Raw genomic sequence first — 19,824 nt, 5'->3', positions numbered from 1 at the left:
CGAGTTTGCGAGTTTGCGAGTTTGCGAGTTTGCGAGTTTGCGAGTTTGCGAAAGTATAAAAGCGTTGATTAATTATGCAAGTCAAGCCCCCCCTAAATGCGAGTTAACGCAAACTTAGGGGGTCAATATGGTTAAATAACCACGAGTTGACCGCTGATGGCCCCCGCTTCTTTTAATGCTTCTAGTATTGCCATTAAGTCACCGGGCGCTGCGCCGACTTCGTTAATTGCCCGTACTAAATCGTCAAGACTAACACCTGGGTTGAATACAAAGGCTCGAGAATCATCTTCGTTAACATCAATAATACTTTGATTAGTAACGACCGTTTCCCCTTCACTTAATGCGTTAGGCTGAGATACATTTTGCTGTTCCGCAATCGTAACAGTCAAGCCACCATGGGTAATTGCCGCCGCTTGTAACTTTACATTTTTACCGATCACTATGGTACCAGTACGTGAATTAACGATAATTTTTGCCGAAGTATCCGCTGGTTTAAACTCTAAATTTTCAAGCGTAGATAAATAAGCAACACGCTGCGACGCATCACGCGGTGCAATAACACGTATTGAAGCGGCATCAAGTGCATGTGCACTGTCTGGGCCGATAAGTTCATTAATAGTTTGCTCTAAACGTTTAGCGGTAGTGAAATCTGGACGATTTAAATTAAAGGTTATGTAATCACCTTGCATAAAAGGACTTTTAATTGCCCGTTCAACCGTTGCGCCATTAGGAATACGCCCTACCGTAGGCGTGTTCATTACGATCTTACTACCATCGGCTCCTTCAACACCTAATCCACCAACAATTAAGCTACCTTGTGCGATAGCATAAGTATTCCCATCAACCCCTTTTAGAAAGGTTTGTAGTAATGTTCCGCCACGTAAGCTACCCGCACTACCTATTGACGATACAGTAATATCGATTGTCTGCCCTGGCTTCCTAAATGCAGGTAACTCAGCATGCACAGCAACCGCAGCTACATTTTTGATTTTGGGTTTTAAATTCGATGCCATGGTAATACCAAAACTATTTAGCATGGCTTTAAAGCTTTGTTCAGTAAAACGACTTTGCTCACCGGTGCCAGGTAAACCAACCACGAGACCATAACCAACCAGCTGGTTTGAGCGAACGCCTTCAACCATTGAGACATCTTTAATACGTTCAGCGCTTGCACTAAAGTGCCAACTTAATAAACATATACACAGCAACGCTTTCAAGCTATTCATATCAACATCCTTTAAAAAGGGAACAGAGAGCTGGTGAAGAATCGAGTTAACCACCCTGCCGTTTGAGTCTCTTGCATTTGCCCTTTACCAGAATATTGAATCCGAGCATTCGCGATTCTATTAGAGGTCACAGTATTATCTGCAGTAACATCTTGTGGGCGCACAAGTCCTTCCAGACGAATAAATTCTTCGCCGGTGTTTAAAGTCAGCCATTTTTCACCACGGATCACTAAATTACCATTAGGTAATACACGCATAACATTCACGGAAATATCACCAAATAAACTATTAGATTGGTTTGACTTAGTATCACCTTTGAATTTTGCACCGCTGCCCACACCAAACTGAATACTATCACCACCAATATTAACCGGTAGTCCGCCTAACCCAATGACAGGGTCTAAGCTGGCATCACTTTGTTTATCCGTTTCAGTTTTAGCTGCTTTTGATGATTGCGTCGATTCTTGCAGCTTAACTGTAATAATATCTCCAGTACGTAAGGCTTTTTTATCTGAATATAAATCATTTGATAAATTACTATCAAACAATGAGCCTGTCGGCACGATTTGCTCTGCGGCAGGCTCTGGATACATGGGAGCATAGTATGGATCATCTTGAACCACGCTGTGGTTTTGAGTTGTCATACAACCACTCAATATAAATGCACCCGTTAAGACTATAGATAAATTACGCATAACTTTGCTCCGAATTAATTAAAGTTGCTGACTGATATAACTCATCATTTCATCAACCGCTGAAATCACTTTTGAATTCATTTCATAGATCCGTTGAGTTTCAATCAGGTTAACTAATTCTTCAGTTACATTTACGTTAGAGGTTTCAAGTGCACCTTGCACAACAGTGCCTAATCCTTCTAGGCCAGGGTTACCTTGCACAGGTGCGCCACTGACTGCCGTTTCGGTATATAAGTTTTGACCTACCGGCTCTAGACCTGATGGATTGATAAAATCACTGATCGTTAACTGACCTATTACCACATTCTCTGGCTGCCCTGAGATACGTACTGATACCTCTCCATCTTGCGATACAGTAATGGACTGTGCGTCATCAGGTACATTCATTTCTGGCTGTACGGGAAAACCAGCGCCGGCAGTAACAATACGGCCGTCTTCATCCGTGGTAAATTGACCATTTCGAGAGTAAGCGATATTGCCATCAGGCTGTAAAACTTCAAAAAAACCGGGCCCTGATATCATCCAATCCAATGAATTTTCGGTGGTTAACATATTGCCTTGAGAAAAGTTTTTCTGATTAGCAACCACTTTGGTACCAGCACCAAGCATTAAACCTGAGGGCATTTCAGTATCTTGTGATGAACGTCCACCCGGCTGATTAATATTTTGATAAAGTAAATCTTCAAACACAGCACGGCTTTTCTTATAACCAACGGTACTGGCATTAGCTAAATTATTTGAGATAACCGAAATGTCAGTTTGTTGGGCATCAAGCCCCGTTTTACTTATCCACAATGCAGGATTCATATTAATATCCTCTCAATAAAGTTAAACAATACGCAGCAATTGAGTTTGACGTTCGTCAATTTCTTCAGCCGTTTTCATTAACTTAACTTGTAATTCAAATTGGCGTTGATGGTTTATCATATCTACCATCTCGTGTACCGGATTCACATTTGACATTTCCAAAGTGCCACTCATCACTTTCACATCATTAGAGATGTCACAAAATCCACATATATCATTATCCAGTAATTCAGGCTTTGGCCGAAATAAGCCATCATTACCTTTTTCAAGCTCTGAATTATTTGCCTTGATCACCTTCAAACGATCAACAACTTCTAAAAAGTTAGCTGGAGCTCCTTGCGGGCGAACTTGGATAGAGCCATCTTCACTAAATTCAATTTTCTCCACTGGCAATGGCAAAATAATTGGTCCACCTTCGCCAATAACTTGACGCCCGTGACTGGTGATCAAAGCGCCGTCAGGAGTGATATTCAACGTACCGACTTTTGTATATGCCTCATTACCTGAAGCATCTTGCACCGTAAGCCATCCTTTATCGCTCATAGCAATATCTAGATCACGTCCAGTCTCAACAATACCGCCGGAAGTCATATTGGAACCAGGCCGCTCTTGCATGGTAAATACACGTGTCGGCAGGCCTTCGCCAAAAGCTTGCATCGAACGCGCTTGTGCGAAGTCAGCTTTAAAGCCTGTGGTATTGGCATTTGCTAAATTATTTGCTTTAAGCTCTAGGCCCCGCAAACTTTGCTTAGCTCCAGACGCTGCAATGTAGACCATCTTGTCCATAACATCGACTCACGTTAAAAATCTATAACATGACAAATGCAAGATAAGTGCCACAATAAACTGACGTGATAAGTTACAAAAAATAATCAATCGCAAATAAAAAAGGCTGCTAATAAATAGCAGCCTAGGTGTCGGATTATAAAAAATATTAGAACGAGATTAGCGGATCTGCAAAATAGCTTGCTGTAGTGTTGAATTCACTTCAAGCGCACGTGAGTTTGCTTGGAAGTTACGCTGTGCACTGATCAAATCTACGAGTTCATTCGTTAAATTCACGTTTGATTGCTCAAGCGCTGTAGAGTTAATGGAACCTAAAGTACCAGAACCTGGTTCGCCAGCGATTGGCTCACCAGACGTCAAACTTTTTTTCCAACCTGTATCACCAGCTTGTTGTAAGCCTTGTGAGTTAGAAAAGCGCACCATCGCTACTTGCCCTAAGAATGAGGTATCTCCATTACTGTATGAAGCGACAATCTTACCATCACTACCAATATCAATACCGGCTAAACGTCCAACAGTAGCACCATCTTGCTCAAGTGCTTTAACTTCAAAACGACTAGCATATTGAGTCGGGACTTTATTATCGGTGGCCGCTTCATCGCGCCAATTAACAGTAACATTTTCAGGGAAGCTGGCACCATTTGTTAATAAATCAGATAGGCCTACTGCCGCACCAGCACCGCTTGGAATTGCTAATGGATTGAATGTGTTATCTGTATTCGCGACACCATCTGTGTTTAATGGCTTACCACTAGAATCAAACTGAAAGGTTGATAATGGTGTGTAAGGAGGAGCAGTCTCTTGAACACCTGCAGGGCTAAATGGCTTTTCATCTAAGGTCGCATAAGTTTGCCACTCATTATCATTACCCGTTACTGTAGAATTTGTTTTAACAAAGAAAAACTGTAAAACATGCGGCTCACCTAACGAGTCGTATACTGTTGTTGATGTTGAGCTATTATATGATGCGCTCGTTGTAGGATCAAAAGTAGTTATTGACGGCGAGGTTGCACGCGAGTCTAAGTTAAACGACGAGTAAACATTCGTCGTAGCTCGCGGTGATCCTGATGAATCAGGGATCTGTAACGCTGATGACGTGCTTAAACTTACCGATGTTGTATCACCTGTAGCTTCATCAACAGGAAAACCCTGCAAGTAATTGCCTTTAGCATCAACAATAAAGTTATCTTTATTAAGTTTAAATGCGCCTGCACGCGAATAAGTAAAATCTTGTGCCCCTAAATCTTGGCTCATGGCAAAGTAACCTTCACCTGTGATAGCTAAATCTAATGAGTTTTGAGTGAACTTTAGTGAACCTTGGTGAAACTGTTGTGCCACCATAGTTGTCTGTACACCATCACCATTTTTTGTCTTGCCTGAACTAAATACTGAAGATGCGTATACATCAGCAAATTCAGCACGTGACTCTTTAAAGCCTACCGTATTTACGTTAGCAATATTATTTGCTGTTACATCTAAGTCTTTTTGTGCGGCAGCAATGCCAGTTAATGCAATATTGAAGCTCATAATTCACCTCTAATCTGTCAATGTTTAGCCTGTGGCTAACTAATAATTAAAATTTTTACGCGATTTCTGCAACGTCAGCTAGCCTAACCGCACCTTCTTTAGTGTTTATAATAATGCCGTTTGCACCATTAATATTAACACTCTCGATATTCTTAAAAGTAGCTATAGGTAAAGCCGTGTACTCACCATTTAACTGCCCTTCAGCTTTAATTTTATATTCACCTGGTGGTAAACGTTCTTTATTATCATTCATGCCGTCCCACTCGAAACGGACAGCGCCCGCTGATTGCGCACCTAAATCAATACTACGCACCAACTGACCAGATGAATCTTCAATTCGTAGAAATAAGTTTTCTACAGGCTCTTCTGCAACCACGGTTCCTTTAGCGCTACCAACATCGTTTAGGTCTAATGTATTAGACTCTAGTAATGCTTGTTTACCCACTAAAGTCGATGCTTGTAGTGCTGAGTTAGATGTCATCGATGCGGCTAATGACTGAAAATTACTATTAAGGTTTGAGATACCTTCAGCCATGGTGAAACTTGTCATCTGCGCGATCATTTGATCATTGTCAGCTGGTTTGCTGGGATCTTGAAACGACAGTTGCTGTGTTAACAATGAGAAGAAATCTTCTTGGGTTAACGCATCACTTTTCTTATCACTGCTAACCTGTTTATCTTGCCACTTAATCGAATCTAAATAAGTTGACGATGTGCTGCTGATATCGTTACTCATAATCTTTCCTCAATTACCGCTGCCCAAGCAACAGTGTTTTACTTAACATTTGCTTCGCTGCATCAGCAACTTGCACATTGGTTTGATAAGAGCGTGAGGCAGAAATCATATTAGCCATTTCTTCAACGACATTAACGTTAGGTTTGTAGATATAACCGTTTTCATCCGCACTAGGATGATTAGGGTTATATTCAATTTGTAATGGTTTATTACTCTCTACAATACCTAACACTTTAACGCCAACAGACGACCCCTGAACATTACCGCTTGATTCTGATGCTTTCATCAGTTCAGCTGCAAAAACAGGGTGGCGCGCCCGGTAAGTTTTGTCTTGGCTTGAGCTAATGCTATTAGCATTTGAAATATTACTCGCGGTTGTGTTCAAACGCACATTTTGCGCACTCATACCACTACCTGAAATATCAAAAACGTTATATAAACTCATGCTTAGGCTCCTTGACTACCGAGGGCTTTTTTAAGGCCTTTAATTTTACTACTCATAAATTGCAGGCTTGCCTGATACTCTAATGAGTTCTTTGTATACAAGTTTCGTTCCACTTGTATATCAACCGAGTTGCCATCACCTGTATCTGCTTGATTTGGCGAGCGAAACATTTCACTATTACCAACATAACGACTGCCACCGGCAATGTGGTTTGGGTTAGTTGTTACCATGTTATTGCCGCCTTGTTGGTGGCTTTTTGCCGCTTTCAATGCTGAGGCAAAGTCGATGTCTTTCGCTTTATAGCCCGGCGTATCAGCATTAGCGATATTGGTTGCTAATAACTCAGCACGTTGCGAACGGATCAACATTGCATGAGGATGAACCCCAAATGCTTTATCAAAACTGATAGCCATAACCATCTCCAAAAAATTGACTTAAGATGATTAATGCAAAAGTTGAGCCAATTAGGTTGATGTTTTATGGTTCGTTTAATCATTTGATTTAAAAAGAAAAACGATGTGGAGCCACATCGTTTTATAGTATTCAAGATTCGGTTTTACCACCGATGAGATTTGAGTAACTTGTGTTTTAGCGCGTTAAATACGCTGGTAAGCTATTTCTTTTGATAAATAATACCTGGATTACAGCGTACCATGTCAAATTCGTCACTTAACCCTGACATAGACTCTGATGCGCCTAAAAATAAATACCCTTTAGGATTTAGTGCTTGAGCAAACTGAGCAATAATTTTAGCTTTAACCTCTGGTGCGAAATAAATCAGCACGTTGCGGCAAAAAATAATATCAAACTTGCCCATTAGCGCGTATGAATCTAATAAGTTAAGATGTCTAAAACTCACTAATTTTTTTATTGAGTCGTTTACTTGCGCCATGCCGTTGCCACTATCTTTAAAGAACTTTTTCCTGCGCTCTACCGACAGCCCTCTAGCTAGAGCAAGGGAGTCATATTCTGCATGCTTACACATATCTAACATAGTATTAGAAATATCAGTGCCGATTATCTGCGCGCCCATTTTTAATACACCCGGCTGTTTAGCTTGAAACTCAGCAACCGACATAGCAATAGAATATGGCTCTTGTCCCGATGAACTTGCCGCAGACCAAATTTTCAACGGACGACGTAACTCTTTATGTTCCGGAAATAACTTACTTTGCAATAGTTCAAACGGGTATTGATCCCGAAACCATAAAGTTTCATTGGTCGTCATAGCATCAACGACTGCGGCACGTAACTGCCGCTCATGCGGACTCAGTGTTTTACTAACCAATTGTGACAATGATTCAACATTAAAACGAACCATTAGCGGAGCAAGCCTGCTTTTGACTAAATAAAGCTTATTATCTCCCAGAACAATGCCACATTGTTGCTCTAAAAAAGAGCGAAACTGATCGTACTCGCTTTGCTGTAAATGCTTATTTTCCAAAGTAACACCGCCTTTTCAAATTAGTCACAATGAACCCATTTTTTCACTGCTGTAGCTAACTCATCCGGATTGAACTTAGCTATAAAGTCATCAGCACCCACTTTTTCAATCATCGCTTGATTGAATACACCACTGAGCGATGTATGTAAAATAACATGTAAGGGGGCTAACTTTGGATCTGCTTTTATTTCAGCGGTTAGGGTATAACCATCCATTTCTGGCATTTCAACATCAGAAATCAACAATCCTACTCGCTCGGTAATATCATGCTTACAATCAAGTGCAGCAATCTCACGAAGGCGTATTAATGCTTCTTTACCATTTTTAGCCAGCTCTGTTTGCACGCCTAACGGCTCTAATGCACGTTTGACTTGATTACGAGCAACGGCAGAGTCATCGGCAATAAACACAATGCGCTCACCTAAGTCTTTTTGAATTTCACCATCATTAGCTATTGCAGCACTGACTTCGGTATTCACCGGGCAAATTTCGTTTAATATTTTTTCTACATCAAGAATTTCGACTAACTCGTTTTCAATTTCTGTCACTGCAGTTAAATATGAATATCTGCCAGCCCCTGACGGTGGCGGCATTATTTTCTCCCAATTCATATTAACGATTCGCTCAACGCCACCAACCAAAAACCCTTGTACGGAACGGTTATATTCAGCAATGATTATAAAACTATCTTTAATATTTTCGATCGCAGGACCACCCACGGCCATCGATAAATCGATAACAGAAATAGTTTGCCCGCGTATATGTGCGACACCTCTTATATACGCATTTGACTTTGGCATGTTTGTCAAAGGAGGGCATTGCAGTACTTCTCTCACTTTAAACACATTGATGCCAAAGCGCTGCCGCCCTCTTAGCTTGAATAATAATAATTCAAGACGGTTTTGCCCAACCAATTGAGTGCGTTGGTTAACTGAGTCTAAAATGCCTGCCATTTCAATCTCCTGAAGAAAGCGAATAAGAACGGAACAATAATTGCTTTCTTTCTGTAAAGCTACATAACTACACGGGAGCGTCTGTTTATTGACGCTAAATATTTATACCCTGTTTTCAACCATAAGCATAGTCGAAACATTATGAGTTTGTTAAAAAAAAGCCGAAGATACAGTGTTTTTTATTTTCTTGCTAGCTTATGCCTAGTAACTCCACTGTATGCGCAAACATATAGCAAAGAACAATTGCAAGAACTTGCTGTATCTCATGTCTATGATCAACTAGACCCTAATACTGCCGATGATAAGGAACTCAACGCCTTAACATTGGATAGCCGGATCCCAGATCGTGGCTGTAACAGCGACCTTGCATTTAATATTCCTACTGAGCCGCCATTTAATCGCCAAATAACCGTACAAATAAAATGTGATGACCTAAATGGTTGGAGTCAATATGTTCATGTACGTATGATTGAACTATCCCCTGTGATTATAGCCACTGAAAATTTAAGTCGGGGTGAAGTTATCGAACCCCATCATTTACGTTTGATTATGAAACCAAAACATTTCGTAAGAGCACAGTACTTACAAGATGAAGAACTGTTGATTGGTAGCCGCAGCAAACGCAATATCCGCAGTGGTTACCCTGTTGCTTTAAATCAAATCTGTATGGTCTGCAAAGGAGATAATGTCACTATTTTCGCAATAATTCGAGGATTGAAAATAAAAACTTCCGGTTTAGCCCTAGAAGATGGTACTTTAGGGGAGCAAGTAAAAGTTAAAAATGCAAAATCAGGGAAAGTTTTAAATGCCCGTGTTGACGGTGTTGAGTCTGTGCAGGTAATTATTTAAACTTTCGTATTTATGCTAAAGTTTCTAGCATGGTTGCCGATAACAAGGCATGTGTTGGATAATGTATAGGTTGAAATCATGGTAAGCCAAGTAAATAAAGGTCAGCAACAGGCTAATGTGTTGACCAATGCAAAACAGCAAAAAGTTGATTTACAAAACAATAATGCTAATACTGCGCAAGCGACTACGCCAAAAGCGACTGCTGATTCAGTAAGCTTAACACCACAAGCGCAACAGTTAAAATCTTTGCAAGACAAAGCACAGCAGTCTTCAGGTTTTGATAGCAACAAAGTGGCTGAGCTAAAAAAAGCAATTACTGAAGGTAAATATCAGATTGATGCTGAAAAGTTAGCAAAAAATATCGCTGCATTTGAGTTTGATGTGTATGGCTGATCACAACAGTCTGATCAGTTCTAAACTTGTTATGCAGCTAAATTGCTTAACATCCCTTGCTGATATCTTAGAAGATGAATTAACCGCTATAGCTTCCCGTCGTGGTGAGGGTCTAAAAGATGTCGCGAAACAAAAACTTGCATTTTTGAGTCAAATTCAAACTTTAGACAAAGAGCTCAAAACCTTACTTGCAAATAATGACGTTGAATCTGACGAAGTGACAAACTTAATTAGTGATGTGCGTAAACTATTAGAGTCATGTAAAAAGAAAAATGATGTTAATGCTCATGCAGCCCACCATGCACAATTAACCGTCAAACAATTAAAAGACATTTTAATTGGTGTGCCAACCTCTACAACATATGACCAAGGTGGTAGTGTTGTTCACGGTAACAGTAAAATCGTCCATAACTTAAAAGCATAACACCTTCTTTGAGCTTCACCTGTGCCTACTTCTGATTAATTGATTTACCCTGCATTTATAGCTACCTTTCGCTAGATACTTTTATTGCCAGTTTGATTCTGTGACTGAACCAACATCGTTTGCCAATTACGTGCTATCGCTACGCGCGTTGGTCCAAATTGCAGGTTCATTTTTTCTAAAAAGACATTAAACTGGCTGGGGAGACGATCGGCAAAAACCACACTGGTAACTAATATAAACAATAGCGCAAAATGCAGTAACGGGCAGTTACTAAACTTTCGCAAAAGCACCCAGCCAAAGTGTAAAACGCTCACTGACGCGACCATAAGTATATTAATAAAAACCGAGTTATTTTTTTACTTGCCACAAGCTTTATTCAATAAAAAACATTAAATAAAGCATAGCACTGAAGTATTCACTGTGAGATATTTTAGCGTGTATTTTGTTAGTTACTAACGTAAATAACAACGAATTTATTAGATCAAGCGTTTTAGTAATAAGTTACTTTTTTAACTTCGCGTGGTTTAATTTCACCTATGTATAAATCATGCACCCGCTTCATATCAAGTTGTAACTCAGTGGCATAGGTATCACCTACGGCATAGGTTTTAATTACTTGTGCGCCTTTAATAATCCCTTGTACTTGCCCTTGCAAGTGATCGTTTTGTGCAATACTGCCTTGCACTGTGGTACCTGCGGTAATTTTTTGCCCATATACTTGCTCTGCAAGCTCACGATACGCTTCTAGTTTTGATGCTTTAATCGCCATTAATGAGCGTTGTGATTGGTTATCACCCGGTTGCGCACTGATCGGCGCATAACCCACGGCTTTTAGAATTGGGTAGTTATCTGGCTCAATATACTTATATTCCACATGTTTATCAAAAATACTGCTACAGCCAGCTAGACCTAAGCTTGCTAATATACAAATTGAAATCACAATACGCATGGCTTTTCTCACGCTTTAAAAGAGACATTAATAACTAACTCAATGCACGATCAATGCCATAATTAACTGCTATGACGGTTTTAAAGCAACCTTACAAAACAATTGGTACAGTCCTTGCTCTGTCACTATTAATAGCAAATGTATATTCATGGGGTCAGGGTAATGAAGCGAATTTTATCAATGGTAGTAATCGCCAGCAGTTGGCTGAGTATTAGCCTATTTTCCTCCCATACAGTTGCTCAATGGTATGAATCAACCGGCCATGCAAGCATTAAAAATGATGATATAAGTGCGGCAAAATCGGCGGCAATAAAAGATGCTATCACCCAAGCTTTAGTGTTCTCAGGGGCACGCGTCAGCTCAATGCAAACCTTAGTAGATGGGGTGTTAACTCAAGATCAGCTAAAAATAAACAGCCATGGCGAAATTCAAAAGATAGAGATGATCAGCGAAGATCGTAAAGCCGATCAATTTGCAATTACTTTGCGCTTAGATATCTTCCCTCAACAAGAACACTGCCCTGCGAACCAATTTACTAAATTTGTTGCGATCACCCAAACACAATTAAATAATCGCGAACAAGCGAAGATGGGTCAAATATTTGACATTAACAAAGCCACCAGCGAAGCACTCTACAAAACGTTAAATCAATCAGCTATGAATGCTAAACCAACTGCCTATTTTAACTTTCCGATCCGCGTTGGCGAATTTTTTAATCAACAATACGATTACAGTAATGCCCTATTAGAAGAAATATCGAGCCGCAGTAATTCTCAGTATGTATTGTTAAGTCAAATTGTTGATATCTCAAATGGCGATAAACTCAATAACAGTTATGCTTTTTGGCAGGACGAAACCTACCAACGTTCATATAAAATAGATTTTGCCTTATTTGATGGCACCACTTACGAGCGAATGTGGCAAAAAAGTTATCGCAGTCAAGCTATCTGGCCATTTGAAAAAACTGCAATTATTGACGTGTTTAGTGATAAATTTTGGAATTCAGATTACGGCCAAAATATAGCTGACATAAACCAAACCGTTAGTTACGACTTACAAGCCGCAATGGCTTGCCTTGAAACCCAAGGTAAAATACTACATATAGAAAACAATAAGCTAATTATTAATTTAGGCAAAGCCCATGGTATTGAAAAAGGCCAACGTTTAAATATTGCACATCATAACTATTTAACGGATGCTGCGGGAAATAAAATGCCACACCTGATCACCACGCTCAATCAAATACAAGTTGAGCAGGTATATCAACAAAGTGCGGTTGCCGTCAGTATTGACCAACAACCACTGCCTAATATTCAAATAAATGATGTAGTAGAACTGACTAATTTAGAGCCTTAGTCAATTGTTGGTGTAAGCTTGGGTGCTCAATAAGCCAATTAGCAAGTAATTCAATGCCCGCTAAATGCGGGTAATGTTTACGACAGGCCAACACCACACTTCGCTGTTGAGTTGGGAAGATTGGCAAGTAGCTAATACCTGCACGCTCTGTGCACGCAAGCTTAGGCACAAAGGTTACCCCATCATCCATAGCCACCAATGCTAATAAGGTTTCTAAGCTATTACCTCGGTACTCATTGGACACATCAACCCCAGCGGCAAAACAAAATTGCTGGGCTTGATCTTTAAAACAATGACCATCGCTGAGCATCAATAAACTGCACTCTTGTAGCTCATCTAACGCTATTTTACTGCGTTTTGCTAAACTATTTTGCGCTGACATAGCGACCAAAAAGTCTTCTTTATACAATTTAACTGTATGATAAAGTTTAAGTTCAGGCACATCTGCTAATATAGCTATATCTAACTCACCGTTATCCAGTGCGCTTAATATAGTCGCGGTTTGCATCTCAACAAAAGCAAATTGGCTATCAGCAAACGCTTCTTTCATCGAGGTGAGTAAGGTGGGTAATAAATACGGTGCAATCGTTGGAATAATACCTATTCTTACTTTACCTTGTAGTGGCGACGATGACGTTGCTGCTAGCTCTTTTAATATTTGGGTTTGCTCTAAGATCACTTTGATCTGTGTCAACAAACGTTCACCTTGAGCCGTTAAAGTAACCTGCTTAGTAGAGCGGTCAAATAAAGTAACACCAAGCTCTTGTTCAAGTTTTTTAACCTGTCCACTGAGAGTGGGTTGACTGACAAAACATGCATCGGCGGCTTTACGAAAATGCTTAAAGTGCGCAATCGCTTTTACGTATTCAAGATCTTTTAAATTCACTGCAAACTCACAATTAATCGGTAATACCTATCATACTAATATAAACAAACGATTGGAGCTATTATAACTTTCACGACATAATGGCTATCAACAAATCAAGAGGAACTAAAAAACATGTTAAAGAATATTGAAGGTCAAACAATTCCACAGGTTACATTTGCAACACGTCAAAATGACGAATGGAAATCAGTAACTACCGATGACATTTTTAAAGGTAAAACAGTGGTTGTGTTTTCACTACCCGGTGCATTTACACCAACCTGTTCATCAACTCACTTACCACGCTACAACGAATTAGCTGGTGTACTTAAACAAAACGGCGTTGACGACATTGTGTGTTTATCAGTAAACGATACCTTTGTAATGAATGCATGGGCTGAGCATCAAGAAGCACAAAACATTACCTTATTACCAGACGGTAACGGCGAATTCACTGACGGCATGGGCATGTTAGTTGATAAAAACGATTTAGGTTTTGGCAAACGCAGCTGGAGATACTCTATGCTGGTTAAAGATGGCGTAATTGAAAAAATGTTCATCGAACCAGATTTACCTGGCGACCCGTTTGAAGTATCAGATGCAGACACTATGCTTGATTACATCAACCCGAAACAAGTTAAACCAGAGCCGGTGAGCATTTTCACTAAACCTGGCTGCCCTTTCTGTAAAAAAGCGAAAGCATTATTAACAGAGAAAGGCCTAGTATACGAAGAAATCACTATGGGTGCTGGCGCATCACTGACTAGCCTAAAAGCTATTTCAGGCCGTGAGACCGTACCACAAGTATTTATCGGCGGTAAGCACATTGGTGGCTCTGACGATTTAGAAAAATACTTTGCTTAATTAACTAATACCTTAAGCACATAATTAGGGGCATTAATGCCCCTACTTTTACCTTTTTACGTACCCATTTTATTAACTTATTTATGAACCAGTTTTTTAATAAAATTGGTATTGAGGACATCACCATGAAAGAACTAAACACAGACGTTGTTGTAATAGGTGCTGGCACCGCAGGTTTAAGCGCTTACCGCAATGCAAAACAACACACGTCTAACGTATTAATGATTGAAGCAGGCCCATACGGCACAACCTGTGCGCGTGTTGGTTGTATGCCAAGTAAATTACTGATTGCTGCCGCAGAAGCCGCCCACGCAATTGACGTCGCGCCAGCCTTTGGTGTGCACAGCTCAAAACCAACTATAAACGGTGTTGAAGTAATGGCGCGCGTACGTAACGAGCGCGACCGCTTTGCAGGCTTTGTGGTTGAGGCCGTAGACGAGTTACCCGCTGATGACAAAATTGTAGGTTATGCTAAGTTTTTAGATACCAATCGCGTACAAATTGACGACCATACAATTATTACCGCTAAGCGTTTTGTTATTGCCACTGGCTCACGTCCTGCCTACCCTGGCGTATTTAATAACTTTGGCGACAGATTAATAATTAACGATGACGTTTTCGATTGGCAAGACTTGCCAGAGTCAGTTGCTGTATTTGGCCCTGGTGTTATTGGCCTCGAAATTGGCCAAGCGTTGCATCGCTTAGGTGTTAAGGTAAAACTATTTGGTGTGGGTGGCGCGATTGGCCCAATTACCGACCCAGTTATAAAAGACTACGCAAATACCGTATTTGCTGAAGAGTTTTTTGTCGATACCGATTCAAACGTATCCGATATGAAACAAGTAGGCGATAAAGCGCAGCTTACCTATGTAGACAAAAACGGCAACAAACAAACCGAGCAATTTGATTACGTACTTGCCGCGACGGGCCGCGTACCAAACACCGACAAACTCGGTCTTGAAAACACCGGCATTAAGCTTGATGAACGTGGCGTACCAATCGCTGATAAACACACAATGCAATGTGGCGACTCCAATATATTTATCGCCGGAGACGCCAGTAACATGATCCCACTGCTGCACGAAGCGAGCGACCAAGGCTCCATCGCAGGGCAAAATGCAGGCCGTTTTCCTGATGTACGTATTGGCCTGCGCCGAGCGCCAATTGCAGCCGTTTTCAGCGACCCACAAATTGCTATGGTCGGTGAAACGTACAAACAAATAACGGCTCGTTATGGTGAGTGTGGTTGTTTTGAAGTTGGTGAAGTTAGCTTTGAAAACCAAGGCCGCAGCCGCGTAATGCTGAAAAATAAAGGTCATATGCGTTTATACGCAGAGCAAGGCACAGGCTTATTTTTAGGTGCTGAGTTTATTGGCCCGCAAGCTGAGCATATCGCCCACCTACTGGCATGGGCTGTACAAAACAAAATGACTGTACCACAAATGCTCGACATGCCATTTTATCACCCAGTGATAGAAGAAGGCCTACGTACCGCACTGCGTGATTTAAACGCCAAGCTTAAATTTGGCCCAGACATCATTAATCAATGTATGGAATGTGGCCCAGGGAATTAGAAGCTAGTTTGCTAGTTTGCTAGTTTGCTAGGATAAAAATATAACCAATAATCCAGGAGGTCTAGGCCACCTGGGTTATTGGTTAACTCTATCGCTATGACTTGGCGGCGTTGAAGTAACAATAAACACAAGGTCATCTTGGCCATAATTACATAGTTGATGAACAGCCCCTGCTGGCACATGCAAGCCCTGCTGCGGATTTAATATGTGCGTTTCAGCTTCCACTTTCAAACTAGCCTGCCCACTAAGTATAAAAAAGAACTGCTCTGCAAATTCATGCTTATGCGTCATCTCACACGCCCCACTCGGCACTCGCTCCTGAATAACACTCAGCTGCTCACTTTGCACCAAATGCCAGCCATCGCAATTATCACCCCAGTTATAATGCTCAGCGTTTTCTATTGAAATAGGCCTTGCCATATCTTCGTTACCCCTTAAAAACGACTGCACAACAAGGTAAAGCATCACAGTTTAAAATGGTAGTAAATTTAATTCATACAACACAACTACACTTATTCGCGCATAAAAGCGTGGAAAATCGCATTTATTCGCGCAATAAAGTGTAATTAATCATCTAATGAGTAATGTGAGACCTGCCATGCAACGATTAATTTTAGAAAAGTTATTAGATTGGAAATCTAAACCAGCACGAAAACCATTATTAATTGATGGCGCTCGCCAAACAGGTAAAACTTATTTATTACAAACTCTATTAGGCAGTACCTTTGCAAACGTGATTCGAATCGATTTCTTAGAGTCCCCGCAAATGAGTGAAGCATTCGCAGATTCGTTATCACCCGATGACGTACTATCTAATATTGAGCTACTTACAGGAAAAACGTTTGACCCTAATACTGATCTACTGATCCTTGATGAAATAGGCGAATGCCCTAAAGCAGTCACATCTCTCAAATACTTTGCTGAACAAGCACCGCATATGCACATTGCTGCCAGTGGTTCTAATATCGGTTTATTAAACTCCTTTCCTGTAGGTAAAGTGGAGCAACATAATCTGCGCCCTCTCACATTTCGTGAGTTTCTGATCGCCTCGAAAGAAACCGCTCTAATTAAGGCATTTGCAGCACAAACAAACTCAAGTGCAGCACATAGTAAATTATTCTCAAAACTCACTGATTATTACTTTACGGGTGGTATGCCAGAGGCTGTAAGTACATGGTTCGATTTATCTGATCACAGTATCATTGACCGCGTTCAAGCTGTAACAGACATTCATAAAAATTTAGTACTGGGCTATCAACGATACTTCGGCAAATACTCAGGAAAAGTAGATGCAGGTTTAATCGAGGCTGTATTTAATAATGTTCCAGCACAGCTATCATCAGTGATGGATGAATCGGTTAATCGCTTTAAATTTAAAGGGATGCACGATAAAAAATCTCGCTATAGTGATTTTGAAAGCGCTATTTCTTGGTTAAATAAGTGCCGCTTGATACTGAAAAACCACCCTATTGACGGCACACCTAAAAGCCCATTAGCAGCATATAAAAAAGACAATATCGTTAAGTTATTTCTTTTTGATGTGGGCTTATTAAATCATATGCTAAACATTCGGTATAAAGAGATAAAACAACAAGGCTATGAATACAAAGGCTTTGTGGCGGAAAACTTTGTACAACAAGAACTTGCTGCACAAGGCATTGACCCTACATATTCATGGGGTGATGCAAGAGCGGAGATCGAATTTGTAACCTCTGATGACGAAGGCAACATACTGCCTATCGAAGTAAAAAGTGGTAAACGCACCAAAACAAAATCACTGCAATCGTACATAAATAAATGCCAGCCCATCAAAACAATTAAACTCACAGGCACGCAAGGCTCATCACCACTGGAAAAGGAATATATTGTCCTCCCGCTCTACTACAGTGAATATGTAGTAAGCAAACACCTGAGGCTGATGAATTGATAAAAGATAGATCTATAAAATTACGCACCAACAAACATCGTTGAGGAAACTGGCGAGTGCTTACAAAGTTATTACGATGGTGAACTGATACTCAAAGTAAAAGGCTTGTGGTTCGCTGGTAAAGCCGTTCATATAAGGTATTCGCACAAGGCATTATTCATGGAGGGTAGAAAAAGCATAACCTTAGAGCTAAAAAGTATTAGCTAAAGCTCCGTATTATTTAATAAGGGCTAAAGCTATAACATTTAGATAAAATTACAGTTAAATACAACATTTCAAATAGCTAAAGCTGCCCATTGAGCTTTAGCTCATATCAAACACCATTACAAAGCCAAAAATTACCTTTAACTTACCATTTGCCTAAATGGCAAAAAGGCTCTTACTTGGAGTTCTGTAAATAACTGTACTAAGGGATAAAATTCAACTTAAAACGCTCAAACCTGAGTACTCGTTTACAAATCATTATATGCGCCCATTCCCTCATAAACACAATCATATACAAATTAGCCTCTATCAACTAAAATGTCTGAAAAATGGAGAAGTAAAAAATGGCAAATGAATTTGATGTAGTAAAATACATATTAAAAGAGTTAGGTGAAATTTCTGCAATGAAATTGCAAAAACTAGTTTACTATAGTCAAGCGTGGTCGCTGGTTTGGGATGAGGAAGAGCTCTTTTCAGAAGACTTTGAAGCATGGGCTAATGGTCCAGTACTCCGAACAGTTTACGAACAGCATAGAGGTATGTTTAAAGTTAAAAGTGATACTTTTTCTAAAGGTGATCCCAAAAACTTAACTGAAGATCAAATTGACACTATTGACTCTGTCCTTAAGTTTTATGGTGATAAAAGTGCTCAATGGTTAAGTAATTTGACACATAAAGAATCTCCTTGGAAGGATGCTCGTGCTGGACTAAATGCAATGGACTCATCAAATGAGGCTATATCTAAAGGCTCTATGGAAGAATATTACTCTGCGCTTTAACTATTATGATAAAGAAACTAGAGAGGGAAGCTCGGAAAGACGCTCGGAAAAAAAAACGTCAAGAAAAGTCAGTAAAATTCAGAGCTGACTTTATCGAAAATAACCCAGAACAAATCCCTAAAATACAATTTCTGCCCGATTTGGATAAGTACCCTAAACTAGATGCAAATATCTCAGAATTAGAAACTCCGAAACAACCAATTATAAACCAATCTGGCTCTAGGTTTGGTCTAAAAATGACATGGTGCGCGAGAGCCGCTGATAAATATGATCAATGGTCATGGGGTGAAGATAGAGGGTGGGCCAGTGATGAATGGAATAACGAAATAGCTAAATGCTTAGACTCTCTTGAAGGCCATGATTGGAAAGAAATCCAAGCTATGACATCAGATACAATGCACTTAATGCATCACGACCATGATATCAGTGATTTATGTGATGAAGCCGTAGAGCGTTGGATAGAGCGAGACTTAGAACAATTTGATACATTGTTTAGGTTTCGACTTGGTAATAAGAAAAGAGCTTGGGGGATAGAGCTCCAAGGCCATTTCTATATGATTTGGTATGAGCGTAATCATCAAATTTACTCCGTAGATTAAATAGAATAACAGACATCAACAAGCTACATATGTGCTACACAGAAAAACATTAAAAACAAAATAAAACTGTAACTCATTGATTTAATTGGTAGCCCCTGCAGGAATCGAACCTGCAACTGCCCCTTAGGAGGGGGCCGTTATATCCATTTAACTAAGAGGCCAGAGCTAGGTGCTAGGTGCTAGGTGCTAGGTGCTAGGAACTAGGTGCGAGGTTTCAGGTGCTCGTTTTTATGGGCTAGGAAATTATAACATGTTCTTCTATACACATTGAACCATTAAAATGAATCTTTTATCGATGTCCGTTGATACTTGGGGGATTTTTGTGACTATGGGCTTTTTGGAGTTCGTAATAAGTCAGTTTTACGTTGCTACTGTCAACTACACTCTAGCTGGGGATATCAATAATGCGTGCGTTTACTTCA

Annotated in this window: 23 protein-coding genes and 1 tRNA gene; 9 read left to right on the top strand and 15 right to left on the bottom strand. The window is 40.2% G+C overall.

Features of this window, described 5'->3' with window-relative positions; genetic code table 11:
• Positions 1 to 131: 131 nt before the first annotated feature.
• The 10 genes from H5180_RS22435 to H5180_RS22390 form a co-directional block, all read right to left on the bottom strand.
• Complete coding sequence (locus H5180_RS22435; protein ID WP_145239528.1) at positions 132 to 1,226, bottom strand: flagellar basal body P-ring protein FlgI; 1,095 nt, start codon at positions 1,224 to 1,226, stop codon at positions 132 to 134.
• An 11-nt stretch (positions 1,227 to 1,237) separates the two neighbouring features.
• Positions 1,238 to 1,921 (bottom strand): flagellar basal body L-ring protein FlgH, encoded by a 684-nt coding sequence (flgH, locus tag H5180_RS22430; protein ID WP_145239531.1) that lies wholly within the window; start codon positions 1,919 to 1,921, stop codon positions 1,238 to 1,240.
• Between the two features lie 18 nt (positions 1,922 to 1,939).
• Positions 1,940 to 2,728, bottom strand: a complete 789-nt coding sequence (flgG, locus tag H5180_RS22425) for a flagellar basal-body rod protein FlgG (RefSeq protein ID WP_145239534.1) — start codon at positions 2,726 to 2,728, stop codon at positions 1,940 to 1,942.
• Between the two features lie 21 nt (positions 2,729 to 2,749).
• The gene (locus H5180_RS22420; protein ID WP_145239537.1) at positions 2,750 to 3,514 is read right to left on the bottom strand and encodes a flagellar basal body rod protein FlgF; all 765 of its coding nucleotides are present in this window, start codon (positions 3,512 to 3,514) and stop codon (positions 2,750 to 2,752) included.
• Between the two features lie 159 nt (positions 3,515 to 3,673).
• Positions 3,674 to 5,041, bottom strand: coding sequence for a flagellar hook protein FlgE (flgE, locus tag H5180_RS22415; RefSeq protein ID WP_145239540.1), 1,368 nt, complete (start codon positions 5,039 to 5,041; stop codon positions 3,674 to 3,676).
• 55 nt (positions 5,042 to 5,096) lie between these two features.
• Positions 5,097 to 5,777, bottom strand: a complete 681-nt coding sequence (locus H5180_RS22410; protein ID WP_145239543.1) for a flagellar hook assembly protein FlgD — start codon at positions 5,775 to 5,777, stop codon at positions 5,097 to 5,099.
• A gap of 13 nt (positions 5,778 to 5,790) precedes the next feature.
• Positions 5,791 to 6,222, bottom strand: a complete 432-nt coding sequence (gene flgC / locus H5180_RS22405; protein ID WP_145239546.1) for a flagellar basal body rod protein FlgC — start codon at positions 6,220 to 6,222, stop codon at positions 5,791 to 5,793.
• Between the two features lie 2 nt (positions 6,223 to 6,224).
• Positions 6,225 to 6,635, bottom strand: coding sequence for a flagellar basal body rod protein FlgB (flgB, locus tag H5180_RS22400; RefSeq protein WP_145239549.1), 411 nt, complete (start codon positions 6,633 to 6,635; stop codon positions 6,225 to 6,227).
• Positions 6,636 to 6,835: 200 nt separating this feature from the next.
• Entirely contained in the window at positions 6,836 to 7,666 is an 831-nt protein-coding gene (locus H5180_RS22395) for a protein-glutamate O-methyltransferase CheR (protein WP_145239552.1), read from the bottom strand.
• Between the two features lie 20 nt (positions 7,667 to 7,686).
• On the bottom strand, positions 7,687 to 8,619 hold the full coding sequence (locus H5180_RS22390) for a chemotaxis protein (protein WP_145239555.1): 933 nt from the start codon (positions 8,617 to 8,619) through the stop codon (positions 7,687 to 7,689).
• Positions 8,620 to 8,760: 141 nt separating this feature from the next.
• Here H5180_RS22390 and flgA point away from each other — a divergent pair, with 141 nt between their 5' ends.
• From flgA to flgN, 3 genes are all read left to right on the top strand, one after another.
• A complete protein-coding gene (gene flgA, locus H5180_RS22385; RefSeq protein WP_145239558.1) occupies positions 8,761 to 9,468 on the top strand; it encodes a flagellar basal body P-ring formation chaperone FlgA in 708 nt (235 codons plus the stop codon).
• Positions 9,469 to 9,546: 78 nt separating this feature from the next.
• Positions 9,547 to 9,861, top strand: a complete 315-nt coding sequence (flgM, locus tag H5180_RS22380; RefSeq protein ID WP_145239561.1) for a flagellar biosynthesis anti-sigma factor FlgM — start codon at positions 9,547 to 9,549, stop codon at positions 9,859 to 9,861.
• A complete protein-coding gene (flgN, locus tag H5180_RS22375) occupies positions 9,854 to 10,285 on the top strand; it encodes a flagellar protein FlgN (RefSeq protein ID WP_145239564.1) in 432 nt (143 codons plus the stop codon). Before flgM ends, flgN begins: the two co-directional genes overlap by 8 nt.
• A 71-nt stretch (positions 10,286 to 10,356) precedes the next feature.
• Here flgN and H5180_RS22370 read toward each other — a convergent pair whose 3' ends face one another.
• Positions 10,357 to 10,599, bottom strand: a complete 243-nt coding sequence (locus H5180_RS22370; protein ID WP_182759163.1) for a hypothetical protein — start codon at positions 10,597 to 10,599, stop codon at positions 10,357 to 10,359.
• A gap of 176 nt (positions 10,600 to 10,775) precedes the next feature.
• Positions 10,776 to 11,234, bottom strand: a complete 459-nt coding sequence (locus H5180_RS22365) for an LPP20 family lipoprotein (protein ID WP_145239567.1) — start codon at positions 11,232 to 11,234, stop codon at positions 10,776 to 10,778.
• Between the two features lie 162 nt (positions 11,235 to 11,396).
• On the opposite strand from H5180_RS22365, the gene H5180_RS22360 reads away from it, so the two are divergent.
• A complete protein-coding gene (locus H5180_RS22360) occupies positions 11,397 to 12,590 on the top strand; it encodes a flagellar assembly protein FlgT (RefSeq protein WP_145239570.1) in 1,194 nt (397 codons plus the stop codon).
• Here the strand turns inward: H5180_RS22360 and H5180_RS22355 are convergent.
• On the bottom strand, positions 12,574 to 13,476 hold the full coding sequence (locus tag H5180_RS22355) for a LysR substrate-binding domain-containing protein (RefSeq protein WP_149981619.1): 903 nt from the start codon (positions 13,474 to 13,476) through the stop codon (positions 12,574 to 12,576). The genes H5180_RS22360 and H5180_RS22355 overlap by 17 nt on opposite strands.
• A gap of 114 nt (positions 13,477 to 13,590) precedes the next feature.
• Between H5180_RS22355 and H5180_RS22350 the strand changes: the two genes are divergently transcribed.
• Together H5180_RS22350 and H5180_RS22345 are read left to right on the top strand one after the other, a co-directional pair.
• The gene (locus tag H5180_RS22350; protein ID WP_145239576.1) at positions 13,591 to 14,319 is read left to right on the top strand and encodes a glutathione peroxidase; all 729 of its coding nucleotides are present in this window, start codon (positions 13,591 to 13,593) and stop codon (positions 14,317 to 14,319) included.
• A gap of 125 nt (positions 14,320 to 14,444) precedes the next feature.
• Positions 14,445 to 15,893: a dihydrolipoyl dehydrogenase gene (locus tag H5180_RS22345; protein ID WP_145239579.1), complete on the top strand. Its 1,449-nt coding sequence runs from the start codon at positions 14,445 to 14,447 to the stop codon at positions 15,891 to 15,893.
• 75 nt (positions 15,894 to 15,968) lie between these two features.
• On the opposite strand, the gene H5180_RS22340 is transcribed toward H5180_RS22345, so the two are convergent.
• Positions 15,969 to 16,313, bottom strand: a complete 345-nt coding sequence (locus tag H5180_RS22340; RefSeq protein ID WP_182759162.1) for a cupin domain-containing protein — start codon at positions 16,311 to 16,313, stop codon at positions 15,969 to 15,971.
• A gap of 178 nt (positions 16,314 to 16,491) precedes the next feature.
• On the opposite strand from H5180_RS22340, the gene H5180_RS22335 reads away from it, so the two are divergent.
• From H5180_RS22335 to H5180_RS22325, 3 genes are all read left to right on the top strand, one after another.
• On the top strand, positions 16,492 to 17,820 hold the full coding sequence (locus H5180_RS22335; protein ID WP_182759161.1) for an ATP-binding protein: 1,329 nt from the start codon (positions 16,492 to 16,494) through the stop codon (positions 17,818 to 17,820).
• A 548-nt stretch (positions 17,821 to 18,368) separates the two neighbouring features.
• The gene (locus H5180_RS22330) at positions 18,369 to 18,803 is read left to right on the top strand and encodes a Panacea domain-containing protein (RefSeq protein WP_182759160.1); all 435 of its coding nucleotides are present in this window, start codon (positions 18,369 to 18,371) and stop codon (positions 18,801 to 18,803) included.
• A gap of 236 nt (positions 18,804 to 19,039) precedes the next feature.
• On the top strand, positions 19,040 to 19,402 hold the full coding sequence (locus H5180_RS22325) for a hypothetical protein (RefSeq protein WP_182759159.1): 363 nt from the start codon (positions 19,040 to 19,042) through the stop codon (positions 19,400 to 19,402).
• Between the two features lie 86 nt (positions 19,403 to 19,488).
• On the opposite strand, the gene H5180_RS22320 is transcribed toward H5180_RS22325, so the two are convergent.
• Positions 19,489 to 19,563 (bottom strand) — tRNA-Arg (locus H5180_RS22320).
• Positions 19,564 to 19,824: the final 261 nt, after the last annotated feature.

It is taken from the genome of Pseudoalteromonas sp. SR41-4, assembly GCF_014163985.1.
GTDB classification, from domain to species: Bacteria; Pseudomonadota; Gammaproteobacteria; order Enterobacterales; family Alteromonadaceae; genus Pseudoalteromonas; species Pseudoalteromonas rhizosphaerae.
The sequence above is the reverse complement of the archived record's forward strand: the minus strand, read 5'-3'. Positions and strand labels throughout refer to the sequence as shown.

Bases quoted from the DNA above. Each gene is read 5' to 3' on its own strand.
- flgC (WP_145239546.1), bottom strand. From the start codon at position 6,222: ATGAGTTTATATAACGTTTTTGATATTTCAGGTAGTGGTATGAGTGCG.
- H5180_RS22330 (WP_182759160.1), top strand. From the start codon at position 18,369: ATGGCAAATGAATTTGATGTAGTAAAATACATATTAAAAGAGTTAGGT.
- flgE (WP_145239540.1), bottom strand. From the start codon at position 5,041: ATGAGCTTCAATATTGCATTAACTGGCATTGCTGCCGCACAAAAAGAC.
- flgM (WP_145239561.1), top strand. From the start codon at position 9,547: ATGGTAAGCCAAGTAAATAAAGGTCAGCAACAGGCTAATGTGTTGACC.
- H5180_RS22390 (WP_145239555.1), bottom strand. From the start codon at position 8,619: ATGGCAGGCATTTTAGACTCAGTTAACCAACGCACTCAATTGGTTGGG.
- flgB (WP_145239549.1), bottom strand. From the start codon at position 6,635: ATGGCTATCAGTTTTGATAAAGCATTTGGGGTTCATCCTCATGCAATG.
- H5180_RS22365 (WP_145239567.1), bottom strand. From the start codon at position 11,234: ATGCGTATTGTGATTTCAATTTGTATATTAGCAAGCTTAGGTCTAGCT.
- H5180_RS22345 (WP_145239579.1), top strand. From the start codon at position 14,445: ATGAAAGAACTAAACACAGACGTTGTTGTAATAGGTGCTGGCACCGCA.
- flgH (WP_145239531.1), bottom strand. From the start codon at position 1,921: ATGCGTAATTTATCTATAGTCTTAACGGGTGCATTTATATTGAGTGGT.
- H5180_RS22420 (WP_145239537.1), bottom strand. From the start codon at position 3,514: ATGGACAAGATGGTCTACATTGCAGCGTCTGGAGCTAAGCAAAGTTTG.
- H5180_RS22410 (WP_145239543.1), bottom strand. From the start codon at position 5,777: ATGAGTAACGATATCAGCAGCACATCGTCAACTTATTTAGATTCGATT.
- H5180_RS22340 (WP_182759162.1), bottom strand. From the start codon at position 16,313: ATGGCAAGGCCTATTTCAATAGAAAACGCTGAGCATTATAACTGGGGT.
- H5180_RS22360 (WP_145239570.1), top strand. From the start codon at position 11,397: ATGAAGCGAATTTTATCAATGGTAGTAATCGCCAGCAGTTGGCTGAGT.
- flgA (WP_145239558.1), top strand. From the start codon at position 8,761: ATGAGTTTGTTAAAAAAAAGCCGAAGATACAGTGTTTTTTATTTTCTT.
- H5180_RS22335 (WP_182759161.1), top strand. From the start codon at position 16,492: ATGCAACGATTAATTTTAGAAAAGTTATTAGATTGGAAATCTAAACCA.
- H5180_RS22435 (WP_145239528.1), bottom strand. From the start codon at position 1,226: ATGAATAGCTTGAAAGCGTTGCTGTGTATATGTTTATTAAGTTGGCAC.
- flgN (WP_145239564.1), top strand. From the start codon at position 9,854: ATGGCTGATCACAACAGTCTGATCAGTTCTAAACTTGTTATGCAGCTA.
- H5180_RS22325 (WP_182759159.1), top strand. From the start codon at position 19,040: ATGACATGGTGCGCGAGAGCCGCTGATAAATATGATCAATGGTCATGG.
- flgG (WP_145239534.1), bottom strand. From the start codon at position 2,728: ATGAATCCTGCATTGTGGATAAGTAAAACGGGGCTTGATGCCCAACAA.
- H5180_RS22350 (WP_145239576.1), top strand. From the start codon at position 13,591: ATGTTAAAGAATATTGAAGGTCAAACAATTCCACAGGTTACATTTGCA.